The organism is Rubripirellula obstinata (genome assembly GCF_001642955.1).
GTDB classification, from domain to species: domain Bacteria; phylum Planctomycetota; class Planctomycetia; order Pirellulales; family Pirellulaceae; genus Rubripirellula; species Rubripirellula obstinata.
This window is the reverse complement of the sequence record NZ_LWSK01000059.1, coordinates 21,674-35,233: the sequence shown is the minus strand read 5'-3', so window position 1 is coordinate 35,233 and position 13,560 is coordinate 21,674. Positions and strand designations below refer to the sequence as shown.

Sequence of the window (13,560 nt, the reverse complement as noted above, 5' to 3'; positions counted from 1 at the left end):
TCCGCGTCACCTCAATTTTCGGGTAGCGGAACTCGCCAAGAGTTTCGGCTACGAGGGGGACGCCGAAAGTCTACGCGACTTCCGCTACCTCCTAACCGAAGATTGAGCTGACATGGACTACTAGTGAGCCGCGACGCGTAAGCGGCCGGGCCTTCAAGCATCGCTCGTGGTAAACTAGGGAGGGCCTTCGAGCACTACTCGCAGTAAACCCAAAGAATGTCCCACAGGTCACCCTTGTTGCACCAATGATCGACATTCTCAGCGATCCCGTTTGAATGAAAGAACTTGTGCTAAGCATTCTTGGCAACATCACGATTACCTGCTTCTTCACCAGTTATCTGGTCGTTTTGCTGCTGGAATTATTGCGACTGATCGGTCGGGTTCCGGGCCGCGGATTGATGGTGATCGTGATGATGGTCATCGGACTGTTCACACACGGATGCTACTTGATTCTGCGAGCATCCCAGGAAACCGCTCAGATTGGCGGGTCTGGCGATGTTGGATTGTTCGCGACATGGACGGATTGGTCGCTGCTGTTGGCGTTGGGGTTAGCGGTTTGTTTCTTTGTCTATTATCTGCAGCGGCCTGACACGGTCGTCAGCTTTTTCTTTTTGCCGGCGGTGATGGCAATGATCGCGGTCGGTTTAATGGTCCGTGACCAGCCGCCGTTTTCGCGTAGCGAAGCAACCGAAGTTTGGCGCAGCATCCATGGGCTGGCGATGATGGCAGGATCGATGGCCGTGTTGGTCGGCTTTCTCGCAGGCATCATGTACTTGATTCAGTCACGTCGTTTAAAGAATCATCGCGCCGGATCGGGGTTGCGTTTACCGACGCTGGAAACGCTTGGAAGAGTGAATCGGCGATCGCTGGTTTTCAGCACCGTTTCAGTTGGCATTGGAGTGATCGCTGGCGTGATCATGAATGTGAATCGATGGGGACAAATTGGTTGGACCGACGGTGGCGTGCTGCTTAGTTCGCTGTTGTTGGGTTGGTTGATCGCAGCGACGCTGTTGGAACACTTGTATGCACCGGCGAAACAGGGTCGCAAAGCGGTCTACCTATCGCTGGCCAGTTTGGGTTTCTTTGTGTTGGCGATGTGGGGAGTGCTGAGTACGCAACACGGACAGTCGCCAAAGCCTGATCAGCAAGACGCCTCCACCGCGGAGCAGGCGCAAGTCGGACGTTCGGGCGGCCGGGAGGGGGCCGTCAATGAAAACCCATTTACGCTCAGCCCTGTCCCGGGCCTGAGAGCCCGACCTCTTCCAAAGGGAGAAGTAAATCACAATCAATCGGTTTTATGGGCTTCAAAAACTGCATGTCCCCTGCGCTTGGCAGGTGGAAAATTCAGTGCAATGCAGTTTGATCGTCAGGACACCCAATCGTGAAGCTGCAAATGATCGGGTGCAGCCACCATGATGCGGCTGTTGAATTTCGCGAAAAAGTTGCCTTCAGTGGCGATCAGGTGACGGCGGCGCTGGCGGAATTTCGACGACAATTTCCGTCCTGCGAATTGGTGCTGCTAAGCACCTGCAATCGTATCGAACTCTATACGACCGCGCCGGACGATACCGAACTTGATCGTGACGCGGTTGCACAATTCCTGGCCGACCAACAACGACTGACCACCGACGAAGTCGTCGATCAAATGATCTACCGTTCGGGGACCGAGGCGATCGAGCACCTGTTCGCGGTCGCATCAAGTTTGGACAGCATGGTTGTCGGCGAGGCGCAGATTTTGTCGCAGGTCAAACAAGCTTACGATCGCGCGTGTCATGTCGGATCAGCGGGTCCACTGACGCACAGCGTTTTTCAATCCGCCAACCGTACGGCCAAACGTGTTCAGCAAGAAACCAGCATTCACCGTCGTCGTGTCAGCGTTCCCAGTGTTGCGGTGGGCGAAGTGATTCCTGAATTCTTTGACTCGCTCGCTGATAAACAGGTCGTGGTCTGCGGTGCGGGTGAAATGGGCGAAGAAACGCTGCGTTACCTTCAACAAGCCGGTGCCGCCAACATCACCGTGCTCAATCGCAGTTACGACCGTGGCGCGGAATTGGCCAAGCAATTTGGAACCAAAGTCGATCGTTGGGAAACGCTGCGAGATCACATCGTCACCGCCGATGTGGTCGTCGGAACCACCTCGGCGAGCGAGCCGATCATTGAACTGGCCGATTTTGAACCTTTGCATTCGCGTCGCAACCATCGCGTCCTGTTGATTCTGGACCTCGCCATCCCACGCGACTTTGATCCGGCGATTGGCGATCTTAGCAGCGTCTATTTGTACGCGATCGATGACCTAAAAGCGGCTTGCGAACGAAACCAAAAGCAACGTCAAAAAGAATGGCCCAAAGCAAAGCAAATCATCGACGAAGAAACCAAACGTTTCGTGCAAGCGTTCCAACATCGATCGACTGGACCGGTGATCAGGCGGTTGCGTGATCAAGCGTTGGAACTGAAGAGCGACGAACTGCAACGATTGGTGGGCAAGCTGCAACTGGACCAGATGGATCCTGTTGTTGCCAAAGAGATTGAAAAGTCGTTTGACCGCTTGATCAATAAACTGCTGCATCCGCCGCTAACATCAATTCGAGATGACGCAGCGGAAGGACACACGCGCGGATTGTTGGAAGCCGTTCGCCACCTGTTTAATTTAGGCGACGAGTAAGACCCGGTTCAGTCCCACTCTTCGTCGTCTTCTTCTTCCTCATCATCGTCGTCTGCGTCGTCATCGTCTTCGCTCCAGTCTTCGTCATCCTCGGCTTGGTCGATGTCATCAAGATCGTCGTCCTCATCTTCATCGTCGTCGGAGTCATCGACTTCTTCCCAGTCGCCGTCGAGATCGTCGTCTTCCTCTTCGTCGTCGTCATCATCCTCGTCTTCTTCATCGTCGTCGTCCCAGTCGTCATCGTCGTCATCCCAATCATCGTCGTCGTCATCGTCGTTGACGCCTTCGTAGAGATCGTCTTCTTCGTCTTCGATGACCGCCGCTGGATCGTCAGCGGTGACTTCTTCGGCCGACCAGTCTTGGATTGAGTCGGCAGCCTGCGAGGCAGCAATGATGGGATCGATAATTGGATTGGCTTCGCTGCTGGGCTCAGACGCGACAGAGGTACTCACGACAGGCTCCTTCGATGACTTCGGGACGGGGGACTTCGGGACGGGGGACTTCGGGACAGGGGACTTCGGGACAGGGTAATTCAAAACTGTGGAATCTGATCCGTGGTCCGGTGACGGTTCGTCGGGTTGATTCAATGACAGTTCGTCGGATTGGTCTAGTGACGTTTCGTCGGGTATCGAGTCAACGGACAGGTTTTCTTGAGACGATTCTTCGGGATTATCTTCTTGAAGGGTCTGCCATTGAATGGGTGGCAAAGCTTCTGTATTTGCTAATCCGAAAAGTTGTAAGAAACGTTTAGTGGTCCCGTAAAGATAGGGCCTTCCCAATTCTTCGCTACGGCCCGCAATTCGGATCAAATCTCGCTCCATCAATTGGCGAAGCAATTCGCCGCAGGCGACCCCCCGAACCGCTTCCACCCCCGACCGTGCCAGAGGTCCGCGGTACGCGACGATGGCCAATGTTTCCATCATCGGCGTGGACAAACGGACCGGTGCCGGGACATGCGACAATCGAGACAACCAGGGTGCCAGGGCCGGCCGAGTCATCATGCGGTAGCCGCCAGCGATCAATTCAATCCGCATCGCTCGGCCCAAATCCTGGTAGACCGAGCTGAGGTCGCGGACATGAGTTCGCGCCTCGGTCGCATCAGCAACTTGGGCCAATTGAGCCAATTTCCTTGGTGAAAGCGGGTTTTTTGCCAACAACAAGACCGCTTCAACGCGGCGACGTCTGACCAATGGATCCTCATCAAGATCATCCGCGGGCGAATCGGAAAGATCGGCCGCCAGCTCCTTTGCGCGGTCTTCATCCAACAAATCAACGCCAAGGCCGGGGGTCATGACCGCATAAGATCGCCTCAGATTGGGATCCGCGCAGTGCTTGCCAAAGGCTTGGGCGCAAGCCAGCCCAGGCCAACCCGACGCACTGGGACGACTGACCAACGATGGCGAAGATGCAGATGCTGCGGACCAGGATCGAGACATAGGCTAGAATGAATTTCGCGTCATTATTTTTTCAGATTTTTTTGCGTTGATACCCGCGATCGCCGCAACCTTCCCCCAAAAAGAGTCCGTGTGTCCACCTCGGTTTCCCAAAGCGAATCCCAGAGCGAATCCCAGAACAGGTCGCGGAACAGGTCGCAGAGCAAATCGTATCCCAAAAACCAGACCAGTTCAAAATCGGTCCGCAATTGGATCACGGCGGCTGGCGTCATTCTAATGCTACTGGTCGGCTTCTTTGTGATTCGGACTCAGGGTCACGTCAGCGGTGTTGAATTCGCACCAAGCCACTTCCAAATACGCGAGTTCAGTTTCTACGAAATACCGCTGCTGCATCATCAGATCACGCCCATTCACCGCAAAACTCGCACCAGTAAGACCGCAACCTACCTGCGTCAAAAATCGCTGATCCAATCCACCCGCGGACCGGCCCAAACCTGGCACCTGGTCAGCCTGTCACGAGGTTTAACCGGATCCACCCCGGCGGATGCCAGCTTTTTGATCGATCAAATGGAACTCAGCTCGGCCGGCGAGGACTATTGGCGGCAATGGAGCATCGATCATCCGGCCAAAGCAGCCTTGGTCTGGCCTGTGATCCAAAAACTGGCCGATCGCGAACTGTATGTCCTGATTCCTGCCCTGTTAGAATTAGTGTCAGCCAATGCCAGCAAAGCAGTGACTAGAACGGAAGAGCTTAAAAGCAAAATTGACGAACACTTGCAGGACGAATACTTCAGTTTGATTCAGGACATGATCGCTGCCGATCGTCTGCCGCTGGCGGAGGCTTTGTTGGACGAAGCGCTGGCGGATTATCCGGAAAACGAAGACCTAAAAAGCATCAAAATACCATCCCTTTGATCTATCTCGATAACAACGCCACCACCGCGATCGATCCGCGAGTGGTCGATGCGATGAATTCCGTTTGGAACAGCGGACCGCTCAACCCGTCCAGCCAGCACCGCGTCGGCCAGCGCGCCCAAGGCTTGATCGAACAGGCCACCGTCGCGATCGGAAAATGCTTGGGTTGCCGTTTGGATCAGCCCGGTGGTGCCCGCTTGATCCTGACCAGCGGCGGAACAGAATCAAACAATTTGGCGCTTCGTGGCATCGGTGGAAATCAGGGTCCGGTTGTCGTTAGCCGCATCGAACACCCCAGTATCCTGGCGACCGCCAAAGCGATGGAAACAGAAGGGCGAGACGTACGCTGGATCGATGTCGATGCAAGCGGCGTGGTTTGTGTTGACCAACTGGAATCACTGATCCACCAAGGAAATTCCAAGGCAACGTTGGTGTCGATTATGTCGGCGAACAACGAAACCGGCGTCGTCCAACCGATCAAGCAGGCCGCACAGATCTGCCGCGCCGCGGATGTACCGTTGCACGTCGACGCTACTCAAACAGTTGGCAAACAGGTTTTCCACATCACGGATTTAGGGGTCGCAGCGGTTACCTTCACCGCCCACAAATTCCACGGCCCCGCCGGCGTCGGTGCTCTTTGGATCGACGGCGGCGTCAAGGTCGAAGCCATGCTTCGCGGCGGCGAACAACAATTGGATACCCGACCAGGCACCGAACCGGTCGCACTGGTCGTCGCAATGTCGAAAGCTCTCACGCTGGCCTGCGATGAAATGGAAACCTCCCGCGACCACACCCTTCATCTACGCAACCGCCTAGAAAACGGCTTAATCGACCGAATCGGAAATGTCGTGGTCCATGGCAAAGATGCTGATCGATTGCCAATGACGACGTGTCTGTCATTTGTCGGAATTGACCGCCAATCGATGTTGATGGCCCTGGATATGGCAGGAATCGCTTGCAGCAGCGGATCGGCGTGCAGCAGCGGCAGCAGCCCGCCCAGTCACGTGTTGTTGGCCATGAATCGGCCTGAATCGGAGATCCATTCAGCGATCCGATTCGGAGTGTCCAAGTTTTCCACCGAACAGGAAATAGATTCCGCAATTGAATCTATCTCCAACGTCCACAAACGCTTACGAGCAAAAAACAATGTGGATAACTAATGCTTATCCACTAGCCAAACCTCGGGCAACGCCTACAATCGGGCGAATTCGGATCCAAATCCACCAACTTGCCAGGCTTCTCCAAAACGAGACTTTGCCTCAGTCGTGTTGCTGCAAGAAGAAACGACCGTTGAATCATTTCCGCTGGAACGGCCCACGCTCCAGCGTCGTCGTCGTGGTTCTGCATTGGCGGTCGGTTCGCTGCCGTACTTTATTGCTGGCGATGAAAACCGATTAACTTCTTTGGTTTGTCGTGGTGAGATTGACGTCTTTGAAGTCGGTAACCCTGTCTTGCTGACCGGACCGGTTGGCTGCGGCAAGACGTCGATCGCTTTGCATCTGGCAACTCGAGCGGCGATGGATCTTGCGGCTGATCAGGATTTCGAGAAGACCGGTCCTGCGAAAGTCGTTTACTATTCCGCAGTCGATTTTGCACGATCATACGCGGAAGCGATCGGTGCCGACGATTTAAAACCGCTCAGTGACGAACTGGAAGCCGCACCCGTTTTGGTGATCGATGATCTGCATCTGATCGCCAACAAGACGGCGGCTCAAGAAGAATTGGCCCTGCGGATTGAAACGCGTTTCGACGCAGGCAAACCAACGATCCTGACCTGCAAACGCAGTCCGGCCGAAGTGCGTGGAATCTGTAGCCGCTTAGCCAGTCGTGCCGCACCAGGATTGATGATTCCGATCGCGTTGCCCAAAGCGAACTCGCGAAAACAATTGTTGGGCGAGCTTGCATTGCACATTGGATTGGAACTTGATGCCAGCCTGATTTCGATCTTGGATGCTGGATTGGAAAGCGGGATTCCGGTTCGTGCCATGGAAGCGGCAATGAAGCAGGTTCAATTGTGGTGTCGAATGAATGAATCGGACGCTTCCATTGCTGCGGTCCAAGCGGCAATCAATGGCAGCCGGCAAGTCCGCGACGTTTCGGTCGCAACGATTACCAACACGGTCGCTCGCTACTTCAATTTGAAGAGTTCAGACCTACGAAGCAGTTCACGAAAACAGAATCTGGTTCGTGCACGTTCGCTTGCGATGTGGTTAGCTCGGAAACTAACCGACACCAGCATGAACCAAATTGGCGAACACTTCGGCGGCCGTGACCACACCACCGTACTTCACGCAGTTCGCAAAACGACCGAGCTAGTCGAAACCGACACCGCCATCCGCCGCGCCGCAGCCGAGCTGACCGAAAAGCTAGCCGCCTAACCCTTTTTTCAGGCCGGCAACTGATCTTTTCGTGAACTTGAACCGGTTATTGACGCTAATGAAACGCTAAGGGGAAAACAAATGAGTCAAACCTCTTTTTTGATCGGCACCAAGTAGCTTGGCCCCCTGGGCCGAGTTTTGTATTGCCAGGAAAACAAATGTGTCAAACCCTTTTTTGATCGGCACCAAGTAGCTTGGCCCCCTGGGCCGAGTTTTGTGTTGCCACGGCCCAGGGGGCCATGCTACGGGGCCGATGCTTGGAAAACGCTTCGCGGGGGTCAGGCCTGCAACAAGACCCGTCAGTACCGCAGTTCCGGCAATTCGCGCACCATCGTTTTGCCCCTTCATCGTTTTGCCCAATTTTTTGTCGCTAGTCGATTCCGATCGGCAAAACGATGAAGGGGCAAAACGATGGTGTGCTGTTCCTTGGTTCTGTACCAAAGTCGTTATCTCCCTACACCAACATCCAGTTCCCCTGCAAGTTTGCCGCCGTCATCGGTCAGGTTTTGTCCGACCGAGTAAACCACGACCGTATCTTTGGTCGCTTTCAATTTCATCTGCGATCCGTCGAAGGGATCCAACGTGATGGATGCGGGCAAACGAAGGTCGGCAACCTTCGTCGTCACATCGCTCCCCTGGTCCTGCCATGCGGCCAGAATCAGAATTGCCTGCGACTTGGCTTGACTGCGTCTCAAGGCAGCCAAACCAGTCTCGAACGCGGGCCAGGTGGACGCCGCAAACATGCTGCTGGTTTCTGGTTGCTTGGGTGCCACGCCTGTCGGTCGCTGAACAATCAACTTGAATTCGTCGACCATATCCAAGTAGGCGGAAAGCTCGCCAACCATGACTTGAAATCGAAACAGAGCAAACGACTCGAAAGAGGAAATCCCAAACGCTCGTTCGCTTTCAATTGACTGATCAAACTGCTTTTGCAAATCAGACCGTTCCAATGCATCGATTAGTTGAGTACGCATTTGCGGCGATGAATTATCTGCGACCAGACAACGGCTAGCCAAATCCAATGCTTGGCTGCGAACCGCGGCGCTGACCAGGTAATTCACTAGCAGCGGTTGGTTAGCGATATGACCACTCCACTTTAAAACGGACAGCGCGTCCGCGATCGCCTCGTCAGTTTCCCCATCTTCTAGCGACATCAGCCCATGCCCGTGCATCACGCGAGCCACCATTCGAACGGAACGGTTTTGTTGAAGGACGTTGTCCATGAAAGCCGTTGGCGACAAGTCGAATTCGTAATCGGGTTGAAACTCGGGCAGCGCGAAAGCCTTCTTCAAGCTCGGTATCAATTCAGGATGATCTGTTGCAATGGTTCTCGCTAACCCGATCAGTGCCGCCTCGTATTCTTCATCTGTATCTTTTTGGTAGATCGCTTTGGCTAGTTGTGAATCGAGTTCGCGGCACAACTCTTCCAATGGCTCGATCGCCTTGGCGGCATTGTCTGAATCAGCGACCGGTAACGGCTTCAGGTCACTGATGCTGGTCGGCTTCTCGGCCTCCCGCAGCGGTGCTAGCCGAGCCTCGACTTCTCGCGATGCCCGCCAATTCAAGACCGCTACCACCAACACCAAAAGCGACACGAACGATAAAGTTAGGATCGTCATCCATTTGAAAAATCGTTTTAATCGGTTCATCGTGTCAAAACTCGATCTTTTTTCTTGGTGGATAACTCGTTCGCAAACTGTTGGCTATGCGTGCGTGTTCGCGACCCTTGATTGTCAGCCTTCCTGAGGCACTGTTGACCTTTGTCGTAAACACCGAAGTATTTCTACACAAAGCCTGCCTTAGTCTAACGAGTTTTCCACTCAAAACACAGAATCAAAACTCGTTTGAAATCAACAACTTAAGTGTTCTAAACAGGTGATTCTCAACAGTTCTGGCTGACCCATTACGATGACGACGTTAAATAGATATTACTTACTTTAAAGGGAGCATCCTCTGGCAGGTAAAAGTCACTTGATCCCCGGTCGTGCGTTGATTGCATTCTCGATGTAAAACATGGGCCAATTCAAAAGAGTGACCTTGCTCCCTGTGACGTTGTTTGCAGCGAGCTGCCCCGTTTAACTTTCATTGCCGAAGACTCGTTTCTATGAAAATCGTTTGCCAACGAGAACCTCTCACTCAAGCCTTCGCACTGGCGGCCAGCATTGCACCGAGTCGGTCACCCAAGGAAATCCTGCAAAATGTCAAAGTCACTGCCTCGGGCAGCAAGCTGACGTTGATCGCAACCGACATGGAAGTTGGAATTCGGTTGGAGGTCGAAGAAGGCGTCGAGATTGAAACCGAGGGTGCGGGTCTGTTGCCCGTCCAAAAAATGATGGCGATCCTTCGCGAAAGTAACGATGAATCGCTAACAATCGAAACCGACGATTCAGGGATTCGGATTACTGGTAGCCGCAGCAAGTTCAAGCTTCCCGGTGCCAACCCCGACGAATTTCCTAGTGTGGCTGGATTCGAGGAAGACAAGTACCACGTCGTTCCCACTCGGTTGTTCCGCGAGATGGTCAAACGGACGGTGTTTGCAACTGACCCCGAAAGCAGTCGATACGCTCTTGGCGGAGTGCTTTTGGAAATGGAAGAAAACAATGTCACCGCGGTCGGTACCGATGGTCGTAGACTTGCTCGGATGGAAGGCACCGGTGAGTCCGTTGGCAGCCATCAAACCAATGGAATGACGACGATCGTTCCAACGCGTGCGATTCAGTTGATGGAACGAGCACTAAGCGACAAGGAAGAAACCGTTGACGTCGCCGCTCGCAACAACGACCTGTTGCTTCGGACCAGCCGAGCGGTGATCTACTCGCGTTTGGTCGAGGGTCGCTATCCAAATTGGCGGCAAGTATTGCCACAGCGTAGCGAGGCAATTCAATTGGACATGACGGTCGGGCCTTTGTTCGCTGCCCTTCGTCAGGCTGCGATTGTCACCGACATGGAAAGCCGCGGGATCGATTTCACGTTTGCCGATGGCACGTTGAAACTGGAAGCCAGCACAGCAGAGATTGGTGAATCTCAAATTGAGCTGCCAATTGCCTACGACGGCGAATCAATCACGTTGACGATGGACCATCGCTACGTCGCCGACTTTTGCAAGGTCTTAGACAACGAAACGAATTTCATCTTTGAGATCGAATCCGGTGCCGCCCCTGCTCTGCTATCGACCGACGATGGCTACGGCTACGTGATCATGCCGATGGCCAAAGATCGATAGAACAAAGGATCAATGTAGGCCGGAACAAGCGGTAGCGCAGTTCCGGCAATGCAGCACCCGAAAATGCTATTGCCGGAACTGCGCTACCGCTTGTTCCGGCCTACGATATCGCGACGTTACTTCTCTACGACCGACCCATGTCGCGTTGATCGTCGTGTTTGATGACTAACACATTGGATGACAAGTCTTCAACGGTACGCTGTTCCAAGCTCTCCGTTTCCTGCCGCGACTCATGCACTTCATCGGCATCGGTGTTCTTTGGCAATTTGCCAACATGAAAGACCGGTTGGCCGGGGCCTACGGCCGGGATCGTTGTCATTCCAATCACCACGCCGTCAAAAGGTGCGACCATCAAACGGTTTTCTCGTCCAAGAAGATCAGAATTGGTAGCCAGCGGTTGATCCTTTTCGACCACTTGTCCGGGACGAGCGTGATACTGCAAAAAACCGCCATGGTCGGCTCGCACCCATTGCGTCTTGTTGACGATCATTTGGGTTTCAGGAACTTCGATATCGCCATCGATCATGTCTAAGTGACGAAGCACATTCTTGATCCCACGCACCGCAGTTTCAACAATCGCTGGTTCTACTTTCCAAACTTCGCCGCCTTCTAAAACGATTGTCGGGCAACCAGCCAAACAGGCTTCGCGTCGCAGTGTTCCGGCAGCGCCGGCGTAGTCAACAATGACTTCAGCACCGAACGTCTTCGCCAACTCAGCGACTTTTGGGTCTTTCATATCGGCCCGAACATTCGGGTAGTTCGTCCGACGCACCGCCGCGGTGTGCAAGTCAATTCCATAATCACATCGACCGACCAACTCGGTAAAAATGTTGTCGGCTACACGGCTGGCTAACGAACCACCGGGCGACCCAGGAAAACACCGATTCAAATCGCGACGGTCGGGCATGTATCGGCTGTGCCGATCGAACGCTAGCAGGTTCAAAATGGGTACAAGTACCAATGAACCACTTTTTAGCTTGAACGTTTCATCAAGTAGCAGTTCACGAATCGCACCGACGCCATTGAGTTCATCACCGTGTAAGGCAGCGGTTACGAAGACAACGGGACCGTCCTTTTCACCACGTTGAATCTGTAGCGGGATCTTCAGAGCAATCCCAGCATAACTCTCGCTGACCGGAAGAAACACATTTGAAACGTCACCGCGTGGAATGGGTTGCCCAAGCCAATCTTCAATCGACTTACCCGAATTAGGCGTCGGAAATTCCGAGTCAGTCATCTTTTCGTTCTTGTCCATTCGATTCAATTTCAGTCTTGAGTTTCTTAACTTTTGGACGCCGTTTCTTTTGAGTCTTTTCGGGGACCATTCCACGCATCGCTTCTAACTTCCCAAAGCACAACAAACGATCGTGCGGTTCAAGCGTCCGTTTGAGTCGAGGATTAGGGATCACACTGTTGGCTCGATAGAGCGTCAGCACGTTGATGTCTTGTTCGGGCAAACCCGATTCGTCGATTGTCTTGCCAACAAAGTCCGAACCTTCGGGGATATGAATTTCGGTCACGCCGTAGCCGCGGCTAACCGTCAAACGTTGTCGCAGATCCAGGTCGGGGAACGCAACTTGCGCGTTGATGTAATCAACGATCGCACCGGCCACATCAAGCTGGGTGCAGTTTTCGATACCCTCCAAGCCCGGCGACGAATTGACTTCCATCACTTGCGGTCCATCTTTGCCTTCAAGCATATCGACACCCGCGACACGCAGACCCATGATCTGAGACGCGCGAACCGCGGTTTCGCAGTAGGCATCATCCAGAATAACTTGTTCAGTCTTGCCGCCACGATGCACGTTGCTGCGAAACTCTTGACCCTGAGCCACTCGGCGCATCGCGGCAACGACTTGATCGCCAACGACGAAGGCGCGAATGTCACGTCCTTTACTCTCGGCGACAAACTTTTGGATCAGAACGTTTTGTCGTGTGCTTTGAAGCGTTTCAATGATGGCTTCAGCAATCTTTACTGAATCCGCCAAAATCACACCAACACCCTGAGTGCCTTCAAGCAGTTTGATAATGATCGGCGTTCCGCCAACTCGTTCGATCGCCGGCAACACATCTTTTTTTTCGCGAACGAAAGTCGTTTCGGGAATTCCAATATGGTGACGGCTTAGGATTTGTAGGCAACGAAGTTTGTCGCGAGAATTGGCAATCCCAGCAGACGATGCCGCCGTGAAAACATCCATTTGTTCAAATTGACGCACCACCGCCGTCCCGAAGTACGTGATCGAATTTCCGATCCTCGGGATGATTGCGTCATAGTGCGAAAGGCGTTTGGATCGAAAGTACAGGTCGGGTTCACCTTTCTCCAGATCGATCGAAAAACGCAGCGTGTCCAGTACCTTTGGTTTCAGGCCGCGTTTAAGAGCAGCCTCGCGCAACCGACGCGAGCTGTAGCAATTGGGGCTTCGCGACAGAATGGCAAGTTTCATGGTGCTTTCTTTGAGTCAGGATTCGGTGGTGGCGGCGGTCGTCGTTTCGATCGAGTGGGTCGTGGACCAAAGTAGGATCGACCTGGATCGACCAAGAATCGACCTCGAACTGCTTCACGTCCGATCAGCATCCGAAAACCCATCAAGCTGCGGTCGGCCAACGTCAAATCAACGTCCCACGTTTGACCCATCCAAGTAATCGGCGTTCGAATAACAAAGCGTTTGGCAGATTCGCCGCTGCTGCTACGAACTCGTCGAATGTCATGCACGACGGCTTCACATTGAACGACAATATCGTCACGCCGTTGAATCGGATGAACCTGAAAACGTACCCACTGGACGTCTTCTTTATCAAAAGACTCAATCTCGAAAGCGTGCAGGCTGGATGAACGGGCACCCGTATCGATCTTTGCCTTGGTGCGTTTGATTCCCAAATCGGGCATGGATACCCATTCTCGCCATCCTATGATTAGCAGTGGCGACTCTTCGTGAAGATTAATGTTCGACTCTGACACGGCCGGTTTACTCATCGGGTTACGACAAC

The 13,560-nt window shown here is 53.5% G+C and carries 12 protein-coding genes; 6 read left to right on the top strand and 6 right to left on the bottom strand.

What is annotated here, in order from left to right:
• Positions 1-275: 275 nt before the first annotated feature.
• Both ccsA and hemA read left to right on the top strand, forming a co-directional pair.
• Positions 276-1,385 carry a cytochrome c biogenesis protein CcsA gene (gene ccsA, locus RC85_RS15325; protein WP_068264378.1) on the top strand — a complete coding sequence of 370 codons (1,110 nt, stop codon included), beginning with the start codon at positions 276-278 and terminating at the stop codon, positions 1,383-1,385.
• Positions 1,382-2,662, top strand: a complete 1,281-nt coding sequence (gene hemA, locus RC85_RS15320) for a glutamyl-tRNA reductase (RefSeq protein WP_068264376.1) — start codon at positions 1,382-1,384, stop codon at positions 2,660-2,662. Before ccsA ends, hemA begins: the two co-directional genes overlap by 4 nt.
• Before the next feature lie 8 nt (positions 2,663-2,670).
• On the opposite strand, the gene scpB is transcribed toward hemA, so the two are convergent.
• Both scpB and RC85_RS15310 read right to left on the bottom strand, forming a co-directional pair.
• A complete protein-coding gene (gene scpB / locus RC85_RS28285; RefSeq protein WP_068264374.1) occupies positions 2,671-4,098 on the bottom strand; it encodes an SMC-Scp complex subunit ScpB in 1,428 nt (475 codons plus the stop codon).
• A 23-nt stretch (positions 4,099-4,121) separates the two neighbouring features.
• On the bottom strand, positions 4,122-4,328 hold the full coding sequence (locus RC85_RS15310) for a hypothetical protein (protein WP_068264373.1): 207 nt from the start codon (positions 4,326-4,328) through the stop codon (positions 4,122-4,124).
• Between the two features lie 4 nt (positions 4,329-4,332).
• On the opposite strand from RC85_RS15310, the gene RC85_RS15305 reads away from it, so the two are divergent.
• The 3 genes from RC85_RS15305 to RC85_RS15295 all read left to right on the top strand — a co-directional run bounded on the left by RC85_RS15305 (position 4,333) and on the right by RC85_RS15295 (position 7,349).
• A complete protein-coding gene (locus RC85_RS15305) occupies positions 4,333-4,971 on the top strand; it encodes a hypothetical protein (RefSeq protein ID WP_068264372.1) in 639 nt (212 codons plus the stop codon).
• The gene (locus tag RC85_RS15300) at positions 4,968-6,131 is read left to right on the top strand and encodes a cysteine desulfurase family protein (protein WP_068264370.1); all 1,164 of its coding nucleotides are present in this window, start codon (positions 4,968-4,970) and stop codon (positions 6,129-6,131) included. Before RC85_RS15305 ends, RC85_RS15300 begins: the two co-directional genes overlap by 4 nt.
• A 105-nt stretch (positions 6,132-6,236) precedes the next feature.
• Entirely contained in the window at positions 6,237-7,349 is a 1,113-nt protein-coding gene (locus RC85_RS15295; RefSeq protein ID WP_084422708.1) for a helix-turn-helix domain-containing protein, read from the top strand.
• A gap of 446 nt (positions 7,350-7,795) precedes the next feature.
• Here RC85_RS15295 and RC85_RS15285 read toward each other — a convergent pair whose 3' ends face one another.
• Entirely contained in the window at positions 7,796-8,998 is a 1,203-nt protein-coding gene (locus RC85_RS15285; protein WP_068264366.1) for a hypothetical protein, read from the bottom strand.
• Between the two features lie 455 nt (positions 8,999-9,453).
• On the opposite strand from RC85_RS15285, the gene dnaN reads away from it, so the two are divergent.
• Positions 9,454-10,572: a DNA polymerase III subunit beta gene (dnaN, locus tag RC85_RS15280; protein WP_068264364.1), complete on the top strand. Its 1,119-nt coding sequence runs from the start codon at positions 9,454-9,456 to the stop codon at positions 10,570-10,572.
• Between the two features lie 124 nt (positions 10,573-10,696).
• On the opposite strand, the gene RC85_RS15275 is transcribed toward dnaN, so the two are convergent.
• Genes RC85_RS15275 through RC85_RS15265 form a run of 3 tightly spaced genes read right to left on the bottom strand, consistent with a single transcriptional unit; the run spans position 10,697 to position 13,546 of the window.
• Positions 10,697-11,827, bottom strand: a complete 1,131-nt coding sequence (locus RC85_RS15275) for a succinylglutamate desuccinylase/aspartoacylase family protein (RefSeq protein ID WP_235033349.1) — start codon at positions 11,825-11,827, stop codon at positions 10,697-10,699.
• Positions 11,802-13,016, bottom strand: a complete 1,215-nt coding sequence (locus RC85_RS15270; protein ID WP_068264362.1) for a RimK family alpha-L-glutamate ligase — start codon at positions 13,014-13,016, stop codon at positions 11,802-11,804. Before RC85_RS15270 ends, RC85_RS15275 begins: the two co-directional genes overlap by 26 nt.
• Positions 13,013-13,546, bottom strand: coding sequence for an ATP-dependent zinc protease family protein (locus RC85_RS15265; protein WP_068264361.1), 534 nt, complete (start codon positions 13,544-13,546; stop codon positions 13,013-13,015). The genes RC85_RS15270 and RC85_RS15265 overlap by 4 nt, the downstream gene beginning before the upstream one ends.
• Positions 13,547-13,560 lie beyond the last annotated feature (14 nt).

What these genes read in the sequence shown, in the direction of transcription:
- ccsA (WP_068264378.1), top strand. Translation starts at nt 276, where the DNA reads ATGAAAGAACTTGTGCTAAGCATTCTTGGCAACATCACGATTACCTGC.
- scpB (WP_068264374.1), bottom strand. Translation starts at nt 4,098, where the DNA reads ATGTCTCGATCCTGGTCCGCAGCATCTGCATCTTCGCCATCGTTGGTC.
- RC85_RS15310 (WP_068264373.1), bottom strand. Translation starts at nt 4,328, where the DNA reads ATGACGCCAGCCGCCGTGATCCAATTGCGGACCGATTTTGAACTGGTC.
- RC85_RS15305 (WP_068264372.1), top strand. Translation starts at nt 4,333, where the DNA reads ATGCTACTGGTCGGCTTCTTTGTGATTCGGACTCAGGGTCACGTCAGC.
- RC85_RS15285 (WP_068264366.1), bottom strand. Translation starts at nt 8,998, where the DNA reads ATGAACCGATTAAAACGATTTTTCAAATGGATGACGATCCTAACTTTA.
- dnaN (WP_068264364.1), top strand. Translation starts at nt 9,454, where the DNA reads ATGAAAATCGTTTGCCAACGAGAACCTCTCACTCAAGCCTTCGCACTG.
- RC85_RS15275 (WP_235033349.1), bottom strand. Translation starts at nt 11,827, where the DNA reads ATGGACAAGAACGAAAAGATGACTGACTCGGAATTTCCGACGCCTAAT.
- RC85_RS15270 (WP_068264362.1), bottom strand. Translation starts at nt 13,016, where the DNA reads ATGAAACTTGCCATTCTGTCGCGAAGCCCCAATTGCTACAGCTCGCGT.
- RC85_RS15265 (WP_068264361.1), bottom strand. Translation starts at nt 13,546, where the DNA reads ATGAGTAAACCGGCCGTGTCAGAGTCGAACATTAATCTTCACGAAGAG.